Annotated in this window: 12 protein-coding genes; 5 read left to right on the plus strand and 7 right to left on the minus strand. The window is 62.9% G+C overall.

Translation table 11 applies throughout. From position 1 onward, the window contains the following. Positions 1–17: 17 nt before the first annotated feature. Positions 18–902, plus strand: coding sequence for a 3-hydroxyisobutyrate dehydrogenase (mmsB, locus tag AC1DXM_RS00795; RefSeq protein ID WP_477231325.1), 885 nt, complete (start codon positions 18–20; stop codon positions 900–902). Positions 903–1,185: 283 nt separating this feature from the next. Here the strand turns inward: mmsB and AC1DXM_RS00800 are convergent, their stop codons facing one another. The 5 genes from AC1DXM_RS00800 to AC1DXM_RS00820 form a co-directional block, all read right to left on the minus strand. Further along, positions 1,186–1,824, minus strand: coding sequence for a cytochrome c oxidase assembly factor Coa1 family protein (locus AC1DXM_RS00800; RefSeq protein ID WP_477231326.1), 639 nt, complete (start codon positions 1,822–1,824; stop codon positions 1,186–1,188). 118 nt (positions 1,825–1,942) lie between these two features. Then, the gene (locus tag AC1DXM_RS00805; RefSeq protein ID WP_477231327.1) at positions 1,943–2,308 is read right to left on the minus strand and encodes a hypothetical protein; all 366 of its coding nucleotides are present in this window, start codon (positions 2,306–2,308) and stop codon (positions 1,943–1,945) included. Positions 2,309–2,433: 125 nt separating this feature from the next. Then, positions 2,434–3,813 (minus strand): aspartate aminotransferase family protein, encoded by a 1,380-nt coding sequence (locus AC1DXM_RS00810; RefSeq protein WP_477231328.1) that lies wholly within the window; start codon positions 3,811–3,813, stop codon positions 2,434–2,436. 252 nt (positions 3,814–4,065) lie between these two features. Beyond that, a complete protein-coding gene (locus tag AC1DXM_RS00815) occupies positions 4,066–6,123 on the minus strand; it encodes a prolyl oligopeptidase family serine peptidase (RefSeq protein WP_477231939.1) in 2,058 nt (685 codons plus the stop codon). A 119-nt stretch (positions 6,124–6,242) separates the two neighbouring features. Beyond that, complete coding sequence (locus AC1DXM_RS00820) at positions 6,243–7,418, minus strand: MFS transporter (protein WP_477231329.1); 1,176 nt, start codon at positions 7,416–7,418, stop codon at positions 6,243–6,245. Positions 7,419–7,662: 244 nt separating this feature from the next. Between AC1DXM_RS00820 and AC1DXM_RS00825 the strand changes: the two genes are divergently transcribed. The 4 genes from AC1DXM_RS00825 (at position 7,663) to AC1DXM_RS00840 (ending at position 14,868) form a co-directional block, all read left to right on the plus strand. Then, on the plus strand, positions 7,663–9,240 hold the full coding sequence (locus AC1DXM_RS00825; RefSeq protein WP_477231330.1) for a trimethylamine methyltransferase family protein: 1,578 nt from the start codon (positions 7,663–7,665) through the stop codon (positions 9,238–9,240). Positions 9,241–9,316: 76 nt separating this feature from the next. Beyond that, entirely contained in the window at positions 9,317–11,887 is a 2,571-nt protein-coding gene (locus AC1DXM_RS00830) for a GcvT family protein (RefSeq protein ID WP_477231331.1), read from the plus strand. Positions 11,888–12,076: 189 nt separating this feature from the next. Continuing rightward, complete coding sequence (locus AC1DXM_RS00835; RefSeq protein ID WP_477231940.1) at positions 12,077–13,504, plus strand: ArnT family glycosyltransferase; 1,428 nt, start codon at positions 12,077–12,079, stop codon at positions 13,502–13,504. Between the two features lie 56 nt (positions 13,505–13,560). Then, the gene (locus tag AC1DXM_RS00840) at positions 13,561–14,868 is read left to right on the plus strand and encodes a M24 family metallopeptidase (RefSeq protein WP_477231941.1); all 1,308 of its coding nucleotides are present in this window, start codon (positions 13,561–13,563) and stop codon (positions 14,866–14,868) included. Here AC1DXM_RS00840 and AC1DXM_RS00845 read toward each other — a convergent pair. Both AC1DXM_RS00845 and AC1DXM_RS00850 read right to left on the minus strand, forming a co-directional pair. Beyond that, positions 14,833–15,660, minus strand: coding sequence for a phosphate/phosphite/phosphonate ABC transporter substrate-binding protein (locus tag AC1DXM_RS00845; protein ID WP_477231332.1), 828 nt, complete (start codon positions 15,658–15,660; stop codon positions 14,833–14,835). The genes AC1DXM_RS00840 and AC1DXM_RS00845 overlap by 36 nt on opposite strands. A gap of 91 nt (positions 15,661–15,751) precedes the next feature. Then, positions 15,752–16,762, minus strand: a complete 1,011-nt coding sequence (locus tag AC1DXM_RS00850) for a fatty acid desaturase (RefSeq protein WP_192257504.1) — start codon at positions 16,760–16,762, stop codon at positions 15,752–15,754. Positions 16,763–16,847 lie beyond the last annotated feature (85 nt).

Genomic DNA, 16,847 nt, shown 5'->3' on the forward strand with positions numbered 1-16,847 from the left:
AATACCGGGAGAGAGATATGACGACGATCGCCTTCATCGGCCTCGGCAATATGGGCAATCCAATGGCCGCCAATTTGGTCAAGGCGGGGCATGTTGTGAACGGCTTCGACCTGATGCCGGAGAATCTTGCGGTAGCGCGTGAACATGGTGTGACGGTAATGGCCAATGCTGTTGCCGCGGTGAAAGACGCCGATGTCGTCATCACCATGTTGCCAGCCGGCAAGCACGTGCTCTCGGTCTACGAGGACATCGCGCCCAGGGCCAAGCAAGGCGCTCTGTTCATCGATTCCTCGACCATCGATGTCGAGTCGGCCAGGAAGGCGCATGCCGTTGCAAAGAAGCACGGACTGCATTCGATCGATGCCCCCGTCTCCGGAGGCACAGGCGGCGCTGCAGCCGGCACCCTCACCTTTATGGCCGGCGGTTCGGGCGAAGCTTTTGCTGCCGCCGAGCCGATCCTGAAGCCGATGGCCGGCCGCATTGTCCATTGCGGCGATGACGGCGCCGGCCAGGCGGCAAAAATCTGCAACAACATGATGCTCGGCATTTCGATGATCGGCGTTGCCGAGGCCTTCGTGCTGGCCGAAAAACTGGGCCTCTCGCATCAGGCGCTGTTCGACGTCGCCTCGACCTCGTCCGGCCAGTGCTGGTCGCTGACCACCTACTGCCCGGTGCCCGGCCCGGTGCCGGCATCGCCGGCCAATAGGGATTACAAGCCGGGCTTTGCCGCGGCACTCATGCTGAAGGACCTGAAACTGTCGCAGGAGGCTGCCCAAAGTGCCGGCGCGGTGACGCCGATGGGGGCCGAAGCAGCCCAGCTTTATGCCCTGTTCAACGCGCAGGGAAATGGCGGCGCCGATTTTTCCGGCATCATAAATTTCCTTCGCGGCAATTCTCTATAAGTTTCGAATTTTGCACCGTTTTATCGATTTTTCTCGTATGGAAAAGTTGCAAATTTAGATTTGCTTAAGCTCTCGATAACCCGACGGTAACGATGTGCCTATACAACGGATGGCGAGGCGGACATATCGCATCCGCCCGGCGCTCCGGATCAGGTCTCGCGTACCGGAGCCCGTAAGTTTCGCAAGTGTTTTTGTTGGCGAAACGCCATGCGTATCTGGCAAAGCCGCGTTCCCGATGGGGCGCGGTTTTTGCGTTTCTAGGAACTATTGCCGCGTCGTCCGATTATATTTTGGTTGCCGCAGCTGGACTGCCGATGTGATCCTCGTCAACCAGCACGATCGGCGCCCCTCCGGCCATGACGACAAGCAGGCGCAGATTCCATTTTCCCGCGCTGCGCACGGCATGCGACATCACCCAGCCCCAGCCATGGCTGCCATGGACGGGAACGCTGAGCTGGGCGTCGCCCGAGCCGTCTCCGACGACCTGGACGCTGCCGACCACCCAATAGCCGGCGTCAATATCTTCACCCAGCGCGGCCTTGACGCGGTCATCGGCGCGCACCGTCTCCATGGTCAGCCGGTAGGCGTCGCTGTTCTTCATCATGCGAGGAACGACGAGGGCCACGGCGGCAATACTGACAAGCGAGACCACGAACAGGCTGAACCCAGCGATCGCCCAGTTGCGTTGCACCCTGCGAAAATGCTCGGCATCGCGCCAGGACACATTCTGCCACGCCCAGCGGCTGCCCTTGGCGCCCAGGACGAAGAGCATGACGATGTTGACCAGCGGGACGAACATCAGCAGCGCGATGAAGGTGTTGTTGGCGATACCCCAGATCCAGTTGAGGAAAAACGCGCCCCAGTTCCAACGGTCGAGTTCGGGCGGAATTTCAGCGGGCTGGTTGAGCGGTTGTACGGCCATCATGTCCCCCCATCGGCAATATGCCGCATGGGAGTCTAGCGTAGGCGCAATAAGACCGGAAACCGGTTTTCACCGCCACCAAGTCGGACAGAAGATGTCGTCGGGCGCGAAGCCTCAATCAATCCTTTGACGACAGCCGGCGGAAATTCGCCTTCACCGCGCGGCTGGCAGGCTTCAGCGCCGCACTGATCGACCGTTCCACGGCTATGCCGTTGAACAGCGATGGCGTGCGGCCGGAAAAAATCTCCGGCCAGAAGCGCGCCGCCGATTGGAACAGCGCCATTTGCGCGGCAAACGCGCCTTCGGCAACAGCCGTGGCTTTCTCATTGATGGCGCGTGCAGTCTCGGAGCCAAGGCCTCTGCCGTTTTGTGCGTCGGCTGCCATCAGAGGCAGGCGCATGGCCATCACCAATGGCGCCAGCATCAGGTCGGCTCCTATGGCGCCCGCTCCTCGCGTGCGCAGTGTCTTCGTGATCTTTTTCATGAACCCCTCAACTGCAGCCGATCCTGCCGGCCGAGAACACTACGCGCGACGGCGGCTATCGTTCCCTGAAGTCACGAAGTTGCCAGGGGCGCCCTGATCGCAACGCGCCCCTGCGATCGCTTCGCCTACTTCTTGCGCAAATCCGCTAGCGCCAGATCCAGCGCCCTGGCGATGCGTTCGCAAGCCATGTCGATCGTCTCGCGCGTCCAGATCAGCGGCGGCGACAGGATCATCGTGTCGCCGGTGGCGCGCAGCATCATGCCTTGCGCGATGGCGTGGTCACGAACGGTGACGGCGGCACTGCCCGCCGGCAGGAAGCGCTCCTTGGTCGCCTTGTCCTTGACGATCTCGATCGCCCCCATCAGCCCGATCGAACGCACCTCGCCGACCAGCTCGTGGCCGGCGATGCGCTCCTGCAGCGCCTGGGCGAAGTAAGGTCCGGTGTCGTTCTTGACACGGTCGACCAGACCTTCCCGCTCCATGATCTCGAGGTTCTTCAGCGCCACCGCGCAGGCCACCGGGTGACCCGAATAGGTATAGCCGTGATAGAACTCGCCGCCTTTCTCCACCAGTGTCGCCGCGATGCGGTCGCCGACCAGCAGTGCTGAAAGCGGCTGGTAGCCCGACGTCAGCGCCTTGGCCGTGGTGATGGTGTCGGGCTCGATGCCGAAGGTCTGCGCGGCGAACCATTCACCGGTGCGGCCATAGCCGGTGATGACCTCGTCCAGCATCAGCAACACATCGTATTTGCGACAGATGCGCTGCACTTCAGGCCAGTAGCTCATCGGCGGGATTTTCACTCCGCCCGCCCCCATCACCGGCTCGCCGATGAAGGCGGCAACCTTGTCGGCGCCGGCCTCGAGGATGGCGTCCTCCACTGCCTTGGCGGCGCGCAGGCCGAAATCATGGTCGCTTTCGCCAGGCAGAGCCAGCTCATAGGCATAGGGCATCATCACATGGACGATGTTGGGGACAGCACCACCGAGCTGCTTGTGCATCAGATCCATCCCCCCCAGCGACGTCCCGGCGATAGTCGAGCCGTGATAGGCCGACTTGCGCGAGATGATACGGTTCTTCTCGGGCTTGCCTTCGAGCGCCCAGAAATGGCGGACAAGCCTGAGTGCCGTGTCGTTGGCCTCCGAACCGGAGGAGCCGTAGAACACCTGGCTGATGCCCTTGGGCGCCAGTTCGGCCAGCTTCTTCGACAACAGCACCGGCGTCGGCGTCGAGCATTTGAAGAATGAGTTGTAGTAGGGCAATTCCTTCATCTGCGCGTAAGCAGCGTCGGCCAGCTCGTCACGGCCATAGCCGACATTGACGCACCACAGCCCGGCCATGCCGTCGAGGATCTCGGTGCCGTCGGCATCGTAGATGAACGGGCCGTTGGCGTGGGTAATGATGCGCGAGCCGGCCTCGCGCAACTCCTTATGGTCGGTGAACGGATGCAGATGATGCGCGGCGTCGATCTGCTGAAGCTGCTTCAGCGAATAATTCTGATAGGTCATGTCTGGGTCTTTCCTCTGAAATCATTCCGGCGATGCCGGGGCGAATTCGTCAGAGGACGGCAGGCGGTGAATAGCCGATGCGGGCGCACAGCCGCAAAAGTTCGGCACGCAGCGTGCGCGGCGACGGTGTCACCGCCACCCGAAATACGCGAGCCCCTAAGGCGCTGACCAAGATCCTGACGAGAGCCATGGCCGCACCTTAGAGCAAAGGCTGGTCGAGGTGAACCACCCTTTGCTTGGCCCACGAGGGGTCTAGGCCGTGGCGGACAACGCCCGTTGCAGGAAGACGTATTTCATCGCCGTTTGTGCAGCCTGTGGCCGGCGGTCGCCGCGCCCGCCATGGCCGCCCTCGGTCTCCTCGAAGAACAAAGTCCTGTCGTGCCCGGCTTCCTGCAGCCGCGCCGCCATCTTGCGGGCATGGCCGGGATGGACGCGGTCGTCAGCGGTCGACGTCGTCAGCAGCACCGGCGGATAGGCAGCGTCGGCTGACACATGCTGGTAGGGCGAATAGGCGCCCAGCCACCTGGCCTCTTCCGGTTTCGACGGATCGCCATATTCGCCCATCCACGAGGCGCCGGGCGGCAGGTCGGTGTAGCGCAGCATGTCGAGCAGTGGCACTTCAATGATGACGGCGCCGAACAGTTCGGGATGCTGCGTCAGGGAAACGCCGGTCAGCAGGCCGCCATTCGAGCCGCCCTGGATGCCAAGTGAACCGGCCGTGGCAATGCCACGCTTGACGACATCCTGCGCCACCGCGGCGAAATCGTCGAAGGCATTCTGGCGGTTGCCCTTCAGCGCTGCTTGATGCCAGGCGGGGCCGAACTCGCCGCCGCCGCGGATGCAGGCCTGCACGTAGGCGTTGCCCTTTTCCAGCCACAGCCTGCCGCGCACGCCGGCATAGCCGGGCAGCAGCGGCACTTCGAAGCCACCATAGGCATAAAGCAGCGTCGGCACCGGACCCTTCTGGTCGCGTCGCCTGACGACGAAATACGGGATCATGGTGCCGTCCTTCGAGCGCGCCTCGAACTGTTCGGAAATCAGCGGCGCGGCATCGAAACGCGCCGGCTGCGACTTCACCGTGGCCAGCGTCTCGCCATCGTCGTCCGACCAGATGATCGAGCTCGGCGTCAGGAAATCGGTGAAGGAGAACGAGACGCTGGAGCCGAAATGCTCGGCGTGCGCAATACCGACATTCCCGTTTTCAGGCAGCGCCACCGGCTTGAGCGACCAGCTTTCCCCCTTGCGCTCGGCGACGATGACCTTGCCGCGCACATTGTCCATCAGATTGATGAACAGCCGGGCCTGCGTGCGGGCAATGCCGGCGACGGACACGCGATGCGCCGGCTCGAGCACGGTTTCGACAGGTCCCAAATCGCCGGTGTCGATCCAGCGTTCGAAATCCAGGGAATAGAGACCGTCAGGCTGGCACACGGTGCCATCAGGCGCCGTCCACGGGCTGCGCACGCCGAACACAAACCGGCCCTTGAACAGGGCCGTATCTGTGACATCGTCCGGCAGCGGAATGCGCCGGTTTTCGCCCGATGGCAGGCGCAGGAAACTGTGCGAGGAGAAGAAGGCGATCGCGCGGGACAGAAACAGATACTGGCTGTCGCCGTCATATTCGACCCCGACGCCGGCCGCGAGATCCTGTTTCTCCGCCTCGAAGATCGGCGTCGCGTCTTCCAGGCGGGTGCCGCGCTTCCAAAGTTTGACGACGCGCGGATAGCCGGACTGGGTCTTGTCCTCTTCCTCGAAGGCGGCCGAGACAAGGACGGTGTCCTTGTCCAGCCAGGAAAAGCCGGATTTGGAGGCCGGGGCGCTGAAGCCGCCCTCGACAAAGGATTTGGCTTCAATGTCGAATTCGCGCATCTCGCTGGCATCGCCGCCATCCGGTGACATCGCCACTAGGCATAGATTGAAGTCGGGATAGAGGCGGCTGGCGCCGCTGAACACCCATTTCACACCCTCCTTGGCGGACAGGATATCGAAGTCGATGATCGTCTCCCAGTCGGGCTTCTCGGTCTTGTAGGAGGCGACCGTCGTACGGCGCCAGAGGCCGAGCACGTTGGTCTTGTCCTGCCAGAAATTATAGACATGGCCGTTGAGCGCGGCACCCACCGCGATGTTGTCTTCGGCCGTCATCAGGTCGAGCGCCGTCTCGAACGCAGCCTGATAGGACGGATCGCCCTGCAACTCGCCGACCGTGACCTCGTTCTGGCGATGCACCCAGTCGAGCGATTGCTTGCTGGTCCGATCTTCCAGCCAGAGGAAATTATCCTCGGCGGCGGTCTCGGTCTGGCGTTTTGTCATCGATTGGGTCACGCATGGTCTCCAAGCTATTGGCGGGCGGCCCTGCCTACATCGCGTCGCAGGCGGTTTTATTCAAGATGGTGACGTGAGGGTATGCCCTCCCGCGCCTGCTCAACCCGTCACGCGTCCTTACGACTGGCGGAGCGGTAGAGCGCGAAGCCGACCAGCAGCGCGTCGAGGCTGGCGATCACCACCGGCAGGCCGAGCGGACCGATCGCCTGCATCAAGGCTCCGGCGCCGGGCGGGCCGACAATGCCGCCGGCGCCCCACATCAGCGCGAAGGCGGCGTTGCCGGCGACCAGCACCGTTCCCTTGAAGCGGCTGCCGAGCTCGACCAAGGCCATGGTGTAGACGCCGTAGCCGACCGCGCCCATGACGAGAAGCACGAGCCAGATCGCCGGGGTCGTGATCAGCAATGGCAGCAAAACCGCACACGTCGTTGTCGCCAGGGCGCAAAAGATGATCATCGCGCGCCCGCCGAAACGCTCGGCCAGCAGGCCAAGCGGGATTTGCAGGAAGATGTTTCCCAGCGACAGCGCCATCACCAGGGCCGCCAGTGTTCTTTCAGGCAGGCCATAGGCGGCACCGAAGACCGGCATCAATGCGTAGGTGCCCTGCTGGACCGCCGCCGAAACCAGCACGGCAAACAACAGCGCCGGCGCCAGCCTGGCGAAACCGAGAAACCCGCCGGACGACTGACCGTCCTCCTCGAAGCCGGCAAGGCTTGACGAAACCGCACGCAGGATCACGGCGCACAGCACAAAGCCAGCCATCCCGACCAGGAAAGGAACCCAACCCGATATGCCCACCGCGGTCAGGACCAAAGGCCCTGCGGCATAACCCGCGCCCAGCACGGTGTTGAATGCCCCCATAACTCTGCCGCGGCGCGACGGCGGCGCCAGCGACAGCGCCCACACTTCGCCCAGTATATAGAGCGGATTGATGACGATGCCGATGATGAAACGGAGGACGAACCAGCCCACCCAGTCCTGCAGATAGCCGATGCCGAGGAAGCACACTGCCCCGATCAATGAGCAGCCGACAGCCAGCGAGCGTGCGCCAACCATGCGGACGGCTGCCGGCACGAACGAGGCCGAAAGGATCAGGCCGAGCGGCATCATCGCAGCCGACAGGCCGATCAGCGCCGGCGACATGCCCTGCTTCTGCATCAGCAGCGTAAACAGCGGCGAACTCAGCCCTTGTGCCGCGCCGAACATGGCAAGGGCAGCAGTTACGCCCGCAAGCGCTGCCCATTGCGTCGGCGCTTCGCTGTCGCTCGCGCCGGTGGTGGCCATATTGCTTTCCATGTGAACTGCCGGCCCATTCAGCGGCAAACCATGAGCTAGCGGTTCGAATTCGCGAAAGAAAGGGCCGCCGCCAAAATCCCCTTACGCCAAGGGCTAGTGGGCACGTCCTATCTATCGCACACTGCCGTTCCGGCATGTCGCTTCCCTCGTCCTAGTGGTCGCCGCCTCCGCAATGGCCGGACAGCCGGCGGTCCATTATGCCGCCCGCTACCCGCATCGTACGAGGACCATCATGACCGCCGCCCTGCATCCAGCCGAACCGCCTTTGGCAACCGACCGCGCCCGTCGCGGTGGCCGTGCGGGCAAACGCGCCGGCGGCTCGGTCGCCTTCGAACAGCCGGCTTTCCGGCAATTGAGAAACCCGCTGACGCCGACCAAGCTGGTCTCCGACGACGAGCTGGAATCGATCCACCTCGCCTCGCTGCGCGTGCTTCGGGAGATCGGCGTCGACGTGCTGCACGACGAAGCTCGTCGCATCATGAAGGAAAATGGCGCTGACGTGACCGCGGGCAGCGAGCGCGTGCGCTTCGACAGCGACATGATCCTTGATCTGGTCTCGAACTGCCCGTCGGAATTCACGCTGCATGCCCGCAACCCGGCGCACGATGTCCGCTTCGGCGGCAACAATGTGATCCTGTCCATGATGGCCTCGGCGCCGAACTGCTCCGACCTCGATCGCGGCCGCCGCCCGGGCAACCAGCAGGACTATCGCAACTTCCTGCGCCTGGCGCAGATGCACAACATCCTGAACTGCACCGGCGGCTATCCGGTCGAGCCGACCGACATCCACCCGTCGGTGCGCCATCTCGAATGCATCCGCGACCTCGCCACGCTGACCGACAAGGTGTTCCACATCTATTCGCTCGGCAAGGAACGCAATGTCGACGGCATCGAGATCGCCAGGATCGCGCGCGGCATCAGCCACGAGCAGATGCTGGAAGAGCCGTCCGTCTTCACCATCATCAACACCAATTCGCCGCTCAAACTCGACGTGCCGATGATGGAAGGCATCATCCAGATGTCGAGCAAGGGTCAGGTCGTCGTCGTCACGCCCTTCACCCTGTCGGGCGCGATGGCGCCGGTCACCATCGCCGGCGCGCTGGTGCAGCAGAATGCCGAGGCACTGTCCGGCATCGCGTTTGCCCAGATGGTACGCAAGGGCGCGCCCGTCGGCTATGGCGGCTTCACCTCCAATGTCGACATGAAGTCCGGCTCGCCGGCCTTCGGCACGCCCGAATACATGAAGGCGCAGCTTGTCGGCGGCCAGCTTGCCCGCCGCTACAAGATCCCCTACCGCACTTCCAACACCTGCGCCGCCAACACCGTCGACGCACAGGCCGCCTATGAAAGCGTGTTTTCGCTGTGGGGCGCCATACAGGGCGGCGGCAATCTGATGATGCACGGCGCCGGCTGGCTCGAAGGCGGCCTGCGCTGCTCCTACGAGAAGACCATCCTGGACATCGACCTGTTGCAGATGGTGGCGGAGTTCCTGACCCCGCTCGACCTCTCCGAAGAGGCGCTCGGCTTCGACGCCATCCAGTCTGTCGGCCCCGGCGGCCATTTCTTCGGCACCCAGCACACGCAAGACCGCTACAAGAACGCCTTCTATTCGCCCATCCTTTCCGACTGGCGCAATTTCGAGACCTGGGCCGAAGCCGGCTCGCCGACCGCGCTGGAAAAGGCCAACAAGGTCTGGAAGGAACGGCTGGCGTCCTACGAAGAACCCTATATGGACCCGGCGATCCGCGAAGAGCTCAACGACTTCGTCGAAAAGCGCCGCTCCGAAGGCGGCGCGCCGACCGATTTCTGATCGACACACCGCGCAGCGTTTTTCACAACTGCTGGCCAACACCTGATTCAATCTACGCAAAAACGGATCTACCTTTATGAAATCTCACGTCAAAGCGGTTGTCATTGGCGGCGGCGTCGTTGGCTGCTCGGTTCTCTACCATCTGGCCAAGGCCGGCTGGACCGACATCATGCTGATCGAGCGTTCGGAGCTGACCTCCGGTTCGTCCTGGCATGCGGCGGGTGGCTTCCACACGCTGAACGGCGATCCCAATGTCGCCAAGCTCCAGGCTTACACAGTCCAGCTCTACAAGGAGATCGAGGAGATTTCCGGCCAGTCCTGCTCGCTGCATCTGACCGGCGGCGTGATGATGGCCGATACGCCCGAGCGCATGGATTTTCTTCGCCTGGCCCACGCCAAGGGCCGCTATCTCGGCATGGACACCGAGCTGATCACACCCTCCGAAGCCAAGGCGATGTTTCCGCTGATGGACGAGACCAATTTTGTCGGCGCCATGTGGGATCCGGTCGAAGGCCATCTCGACCCCTCCGGCACCACCATCGCCTACTCCAAGGCGGCCAAGAAACTCGGCGCCGAGATCGTGCTGCGCAACCGCGTTGTTGATCTGACGCAGCAACCTGATGGCACCTGGAACGTCGTCACCGAGCAGGGCACGGTGCATGCCGAGCATGTCGTCAATTGCGGCGGCCTGTGGGCGCGCGAGATCGGCCGCATGGTCGGCGTCGAACTGCCGGTGCTGGCGATGGAGCATATGTACCTGCTCACCGAGCCGATGCCGGAGGTCGAGGAGTTCAACAAGTCGACCGGCCGCGAGATGATCGGCGTGCTCGACTTCAAGGGCGAGATCTACACCCGCCAGGAACGCAACGGCATCCTGCTCGGTACCTATGAAAAGGCCTGCAAGCCGTGGTCGCCGGTCAACACGCCGTGGGACTTCGGCCACGAACTGCTGCCGCCGGATCTCGACCGCATCGCGCCGTCGCTGGAAATCGGCTTCAAGCATTTCCCCGGCATCGAAAAGGCCGGCATCAAGCAGATCATCAACGGCCCCTTCACCTTCGCGCTCGACGGCAATCCGCTGGTCGGCCCGGTGCAAGGCCTGACCAATTTCTGGTGCGCCTGCGCCGTCATGGCCGGCTTCAGCCAGGGCGGCGGCGTCGGCCTCGCACTGTCCAACTGGATGGTGCATGGCGATCCGGGTTTCGACGTCTGGGGCATGGATGTCGCCCGCTTCGGCGAGTGGGCCGGCCTGCGCTACACCAACGCCAAGGTGCGCGAAAATTATTCGCGCCGCTTCTCCATCCGCTTCCCCAATGAAGAGCTGCCGGCGGCTCGCCCGGCGCAGACGACGCCGCTCTATGACACCATGCTGGCCAACAACGCCGTCATGGGCGACAGCTGGGGCCTCGAAACCCCGTTGTGGTTTGCTCCAAAGGGCAAGGAGCCGAAGGACATCGTCTCCTTCCACCGCTCCAACGATTTCGGCCCTATCGGCGAGGAAGTCCGTGCCACGCGTGAGAAGGTCGGCGTCACCGAAATCGCCAACTTCGCCAAATACGAAGTGTCGGGACCTGCGGCTGAGGATTTCCTCAACCGGCTGATGACCAACCGCATGCCGAAGATCGGCCGCATCGTGCTGACGCCGATGATCAACGAATTCGGCAAGCTGATCGGCGACTTCACCATCGCCAAGGCCAGCGAGGACCGCTTCATGATCTGGGGTTCATCGGCAGCGCAGAAATACCATATGCGCTGGTTCGAAAAGCATCTGCCTAGGGATGGGTCGGTGCGCATCCACCGCTTCGACCAGACGCTGGTCGGTCTCTCCATCGCTGGTCCGAAATCGCGCGACCTGCTGCAGAAGCTGGTCGATGTCGACATTTCGACCAAGGCTTTCCGCTTCATGGATTTCCGCGAAATGGCGGTCGGCGGCGCGCCCTGCATGGTCAACCGCATCACCTATACCGGCGATCTCGGCTACGAGATCTGGATGGCGCCGGCCTATCAGCGTCTGGTCTACAAGGCCATCAAGGACGCCGGCGAGGAGTTCGGCCTGGTCGATTTCGGCATGCGCGCTTTGCTCTCCATGCGCCTGGAAAAGAACTTCCCAACCTGGTTCCGCGAGCTACGCCCGATCTACGGGCCGTTCGAAGGCTCGATGGACCGCTTCATCAAGCTCGAGAAGAACGACTTCATCGGCCGCGAGGCCGCCGCCAAGGAACAGGCGGAAGGGCCGAAGCTGCGCCGCGTCTCGTTTATCGTCGATGCGACCGATGCGGATGTGATGGGCGACGAGCCGATCTGGGCCAAGGTCAGCAAGGACTATGGCACGGTTGAAAAGCCGCATGGCTATGGCGCGCCGCGCTTCGACACGGCGGGCAAGGAAGTCCGTGGCTCAAAGGCTGCCGAGGGGGCTTCGGCCGTGCGCGGTATCGTCGATGGCGACTGGCGCGTGGTCGGCTGGGTCACCTCGGGCGGCTATGCGCATTCCGTGCAGAAGTCGATGGCTCAAGGCTATGTGCCGGCAGCGCTGGCCGAGGACGAAAGTGCCGGCCTGTTCGAGATCGAGATCCTCGGCCATCGGCGTTCCGCCCGCATCAATGTCGAGGCGCCCTTCGATCCGAGCGGCGAGAAGATGCGAGCCTAAAAAGGCGACAGCGTGTGTGAGATCGTGTAAGGGGCATCGGCGGTGGCCACAGGCTTTTCCCTCGATGAGAAGACGATCCCCTTGCAGTATCTAGAGAAATGGACGGACTGGCTGTGCGAAGGCAAGGCCGGTCCTTTCAACGCCGCGCTGGTCTCTCTCGCGGTCTATTGCCTTGTCCAGATCGTGGTGATGACGCTGTTGTCCCACATCGTGGGAACCGGCGTCGGCGTCGACGATTCCGAACAGCTGATGTACATGCATTACCTCTGGGCCGGCTATGGCGGCTCGCAGCCGCCTCTCTATACGTGGCTTGCCCGCCTCGTCGCCGGCGTCGTCGGGACGAATATACTCGCGCTCAAGATCGTGAAGTATCTTTTGATCGGCGTGGCGCTGGCGTCGGCTTTCATCGCAGTGCGCCGTCTCGGCTATTCCAGCCGGGCTGGCGCCGCCGCTATGTTCGGCCTGTTGTTGTTTCCGCAGATGGTGTGGGAGATGCAGCATGCCCTCACCCACTCGATTGCCGCCTTCTGTTTTTCAGTGGTGCTGTTTCTTGCGCTCGTCGAACTGGTGCAGCGGCGATCGCTCTTGGGTTATGTGCTTTTCGGTGTGGCTATCGCTGCCGCGATCCTGTCGAAATACAACAATGTGATTTTTCTCGCCGCGCTGATCCTGTCGACGCTTTCGCTGCGCGAAACACGCAGCGTCGTGCTGAATCGCCAGTTTTTGATTAGTGTCGCGCTGGCTGTGCTGCTTTGCCTGCCGACACTCTACTGGAGCCTGACTCACACCGACCAGCTGCTGTCGCACGCCGGCGGCTTCGGCATGGCCAGGGAAAATGGTGTGATCCAGAACGCGCTCACTGGAGTATGGGGACTCGGCAGGGCGATGCTGAATTTCGCCGGGCTGCCGGCCGGCATATTCGCGGTGGCTTTTCTCATCGCAAGGAACAGACCGGCGCCAGCCCTGCAACCGCCGCCATGGGCCGAAAAGCTGGTATGGCGCACCATCGCTTTTGCCTTTGCCATCACCCTCGTGCTCGTCCTTGCGAGCGGCGCAACGCAGTTTCGCGATCGCTGGATGCTTCCCATACTCGTGCTGCTGCCCACAGCACTGGCCATACACATGGACGCCAGGGGAGACCGCGGCAGAAAGGTGCAGGACATCGCCGTCTTTGTCGGCGCCACGCTTGCCATCCTAGTGTTGCCATTGACCTGGTATGCGCATCTTTATGGCGGTGACAGCCGCGGCAGCATCGTGCGCATGGACTACACGGCGCTTTACGCTCAGCTGACGGCAAACGGACCGATCCGCACAACGGTATCGAGCTGGCACTGGTTGGGAAATCTGCGTCTTATCGATCCCGATCTCATCGTCCTCGATGAAGAATTGCCGGACTTCAGCCAGCTGCTGAAAGAGCCGGCAGTGCTTGTCACGACGAATGACAAGGAAGATGTCGACGCCGTCCTCGAGCTCCTGGATCAGGCTGGCTATGTGGCAGATGGACCGCCGCAGCAGCTTGCTGTGCCGCAGCTGTTCGGCAGCGACCCGCCAACCCGCTTAGTGACGGTCACGCACCTGAAGAAGGTAACGGCCGCGGCAGGCGCAACACCACAATAGCGTCGGCAGGGAGGCCTCGGGTGGAGAAGCAAGGGTTCGGTCGTCACCGCAAGATCATGCCGTTCGAGCCGGGCTCGGTCGAGGCCTTGCGCGACGCCTCGCGCCAGAAGGCGGCTTCGCTGAACCAGCACGTGCTGGGCTATGGCGCGCTGGCTGAATCCGAATGGCAAGCGGCAGGCATCGCAGCACCCGACCTGCCGGCGATGCGTAAATACCGGCTCAAGCGCATCCGCGCTGAGCTGAAGCGCCGCGGCTATGCCGGCGCCCTGCTCTACGACCCCGTCAACATCCGCTACGCCACCGATTCGACCAACATGCAGCTGTGGGTCGCGCACAACCCGACCCGCCACTGCTTCGTCGCCACCGAGGGACCGGTGGTGCTGTTCGACTATTTCTCCTGCGAGCATCTCTCCGACCATTCCGGCGTCGTCGACGAGGTGCGGCCGGCAGTGTCGTGGATGTATCTCTATGGCGGCGAGCTGACCGAGCAGAAAGTCCGCCGCTGGGCGGCCGGCATCGCCGATCTGGTCAGGCAACATGGCGGCGGCAACAGCCGCATCGCCGTCGACCACATCAATCCCGAAGGCGTCGAGGAACTCGCCCGGCTCGGCATTGCCATCGGCAATGGCGAAGCGGTGATGGAAAATGCGCGGCTGATCAAGTCGCCCGACGAGATCCTCGCCATGCGCCGCGCCATCGTCGCCTGCGAGGCGGCGATGGGCGAGATGGAAGCGGCGCTGAAGCCGGGCATTTCCGAAAACGAACTCTGGGCCGAGCTGCATCGCGGCAACATTGCGCGCGGCGGCGAATGGATCGAAACCCGGCTGCTCGCGTCGGGGCCGCGCACCAATCCATGGTTCCAGGAATGCTCGTCACGCGTTATCGAAGCAGGTGACCTCGTCGCCTTCGACACCGACCTGATCGGCCCCTACGGCTTCTGCGCCGATCTCTCACGCACCTTCCTTTGCGGCGACGAAAGGCCATCGAACGAGCAGCGTGACCTCTTCCGGATCGCGGCCGACCAGATCGCCCACAACACGCAATTGATGCAGCCGGGCATTTCCTTCCGCGACCTCGTCGAACGCTCCGTGGTGCCGCCGGGAGACTGCTTTCCGACGCGTTACGGCGTGCTCTATCACGGCGTTGGTCTGGCCGACGAATACCCGACGCTGCCGCATGCCAGCGACTGGACGCCGGACACGCCGGACGGTGTGCTGGAACCGGGCATGGTGCTGTGCGTGGAAAGCTATATCGGAAGGCTCGGGGGGCGCGAGGGCGTCAAGATCGAGGAGCAGATCCTGATCACCGAAACCGGCAATGAGCAGCTTTCAACCTACCCGTTGGATGCGAGGCTGCTCAGCTAGGCTGGCGAGGGCTTCGCGCATTGCTTTGACGGTCTTCTCCGGCGTCGTCCTGGCGGTGATGTAGGGCAGGCCTTTGCGCCGTGCCGTCCAGCCGACAACAGCGACCTTGCGTGCCGCTGGCTCGAAACGCTGCGCCAGCGCCCAGCTCTCGCAGTCGATCGCGGCGATATCCGCCTTGCCCTCGGCAACCGCGACGATCGAACCGCGATGGCCGCCACTCTCGCTGCGCGACGAAAAGATATCGAGACTTTCGCCGGCCGCTTGCAGGTCGCGCGTCAGCGCAATGACGCCCGACATCGAATCGAGACTGTTGAAGGTGAAGCGCTTGCCACGCATGAGATCGAGCGGCAGCAAGGTTTTGCCATCCGCAGGCGACCGAACCTGTGGCCCCTCGCCTATCCGCATCACCAGCGCGCTCGAATAGAGCTCGCCTTGTCCGCCCTCAAAGGCGTCGTAGCTCGGCTGTCCGACCACCTGCACCTGTTTGGACAGGCCAAGCTCCATCGGCCCCCAGCAGGTCTGCGCGAACAGCAGCGCCGGATGCAGCCAAAGCTGGTGATGGTCGAGTTCGTTCGGCGGCAGCGTTGCCGGATCGGGCGCGATCAGTCTGCCCTCGGCGTCGTGGATGCCGCCCGGCACCGGCGGCAGGTCACCATTGCGGCGCACGATTGTCTGCGGCGCATCGATGCCCTTTTGCCTGAAAGTCTCGCGCAACCCGGCCCATTGTGCATCGACCTCGTCGCGCACTTCGGGCCAGTCATACATCGGCAAAGCCGCAACCAAGTCACTCATGCCGACACTCAATCATCATGTCTCAGGAAAGGATCGCAAAAACGCGGCGTCCAATCAGAATTGGCCGACACGGGTCCTGGGATGCCCCGGATTATTCCTTGGGCGGCTCGGCGGGAACCGGCGCGCTGCCGAGCCCGCTGATGCTGCGCGCCCTGACGCGCGGCTTGAACGCCCTGCCCGGCTCGGCCTGGCGGCGCAGCACCGGGTGCACGATCGGCTCCTTGGCCTTGAAGGCGTAGGCTTTGATCAGCGCAAAATAATTCGGGTAGGCATAGCCATTGTTCATCCGCAGCCACTCGTCGCGGCGGTCGCGAAACAGCTTCGGCAGCTTGTACCAGGCCACCGTCGGGGTCTTGTGATGGACGAAGTGCAGATTGTTGTTGAGGAAAAGGAACGACAGCGGCGAGCGCTCGATGATCACCGTGCGCCCCTCAGGATGCTCGGACCACTGATGCTCGGCGAAGGTGCGGACAGCGATCAGCGACTGGCCGAGCCAGACCGGCACCAGAATGTAGAGCCATACGGGGATGCCGAAGCCGAACTGCACGACCGGCAGCACGATGGCGAGACCGATCGCATGCAGCAGCCATGCCTTGCCGATCACCTTGTCGCCGGCAATCATGTGCTTGGCGTCGTCGATGAAGAAACCGATGCAGGACAGCCAGGGGCCGAGAAAGAAACGGCCGACCATGGTGTTGTTGATCTTGAGCAGGAATTTCATCGTCGGCGGCAGATCGTCATGCATCCACAGCGCCTGGTAATAGCTCTCGGGATCGTCGAGCGGATCGGTCAGTCGCTCGTCGGCGTGGTGGCGCAAGTGAAGCGTCTTGAAGCGACGGAACGGCCAGACCAGGCCGATCGGAAGGAAGACGAAGGCTTCATTGATCAGCGCGCTACGCGTCGGATGGCCATGCAGCACTTCGTGCATGATTGACGACTGCAGGGCCAGGATGAAGCCGAGGAGAATGAGAGCCAGGATCGGATAAGAGGGCCAGAACAGCAGACCTACAGCAAGCCATGTTCCGTAACAGAAGAAAGCGAGGACCACGGTCGGCCATTCGATGGCCGCTGCGTTGCGTCGCTTGATGCTCTTGCCTGCCATGCTATCGACCACTGTCCTTCAGTCGCCGGAACCCCAATTGGTTCCTGACAGCATAGTGTCAGGAGAAGTGATTCCACTCAACGAG

Source organism: Mesorhizobium sp. P3_A2, from assembly GCF_056403115.1.

What these genes read in the sequence shown, in the direction of transcription:
- AC1DXM_RS00820 (WP_477231329.1), bottom strand. Translation starts at nt 7,418, where the DNA reads ATGGCCACCACCGGCGCGAGCGACAGCGAAGCGCCGACGCAATGGGCA.
- AC1DXM_RS00825 (WP_477231330.1), top strand. Translation starts at nt 7,663, where the DNA reads ATGACCGCCGCCCTGCATCCAGCCGAACCGCCTTTGGCAACCGACCGC.
- AC1DXM_RS00830 (WP_477231331.1), top strand. Translation starts at nt 9,317, where the DNA reads ATGAAATCTCACGTCAAAGCGGTTGTCATTGGCGGCGGCGTCGTTGGC.
- AC1DXM_RS00805 (WP_477231327.1), bottom strand. Translation starts at nt 2,308, where the DNA reads ATGAAAAAGATCACGAAGACACTGCGCACGCGAGGAGCGGGCGCCATA.
- AC1DXM_RS00810 (WP_477231328.1), bottom strand. Translation starts at nt 3,813, where the DNA reads ATGACCTATCAGAATTATTCGCTGAAGCAGCTTCAGCAGATCGACGCC.
- AC1DXM_RS00840 (WP_477231941.1), top strand. Translation starts at nt 13,561, where the DNA reads ATGCCGTTCGAGCCGGGCTCGGTCGAGGCCTTGCGCGACGCCTCGCGC.
- AC1DXM_RS00835 (WP_477231940.1), top strand. Translation starts at nt 12,077, where the DNA reads ATGACGCTGTTGTCCCACATCGTGGGAACCGGCGTCGGCGTCGACGAT.
- mmsB (WP_477231325.1), top strand. Translation starts at nt 18, where the DNA reads ATGACGACGATCGCCTTCATCGGCCTCGGCAATATGGGCAATCCAATG.
- AC1DXM_RS00800 (WP_477231326.1), bottom strand. Translation starts at nt 1,824, where the DNA reads ATGGCCGTACAACCGCTCAACCAGCCCGCTGAAATTCCGCCCGAACTC.
- AC1DXM_RS00850 (WP_192257504.1), bottom strand. Translation starts at nt 16,762, where the DNA reads ATGGCAGGCAAGAGCATCAAGCGACGCAACGCAGCGGCCATCGAATGG.
- AC1DXM_RS00845 (WP_477231332.1), bottom strand. Translation starts at nt 15,660, where the DNA reads ATGAGTGACTTGGTTGCGGCTTTGCCGATGTATGACTGGCCCGAAGTG.
- AC1DXM_RS00815 (WP_477231939.1), bottom strand. Translation starts at nt 6,123, where the DNA reads ATGACAAAACGCCAGACCGAGACCGCCGCCGAGGATAATTTCCTCTGG.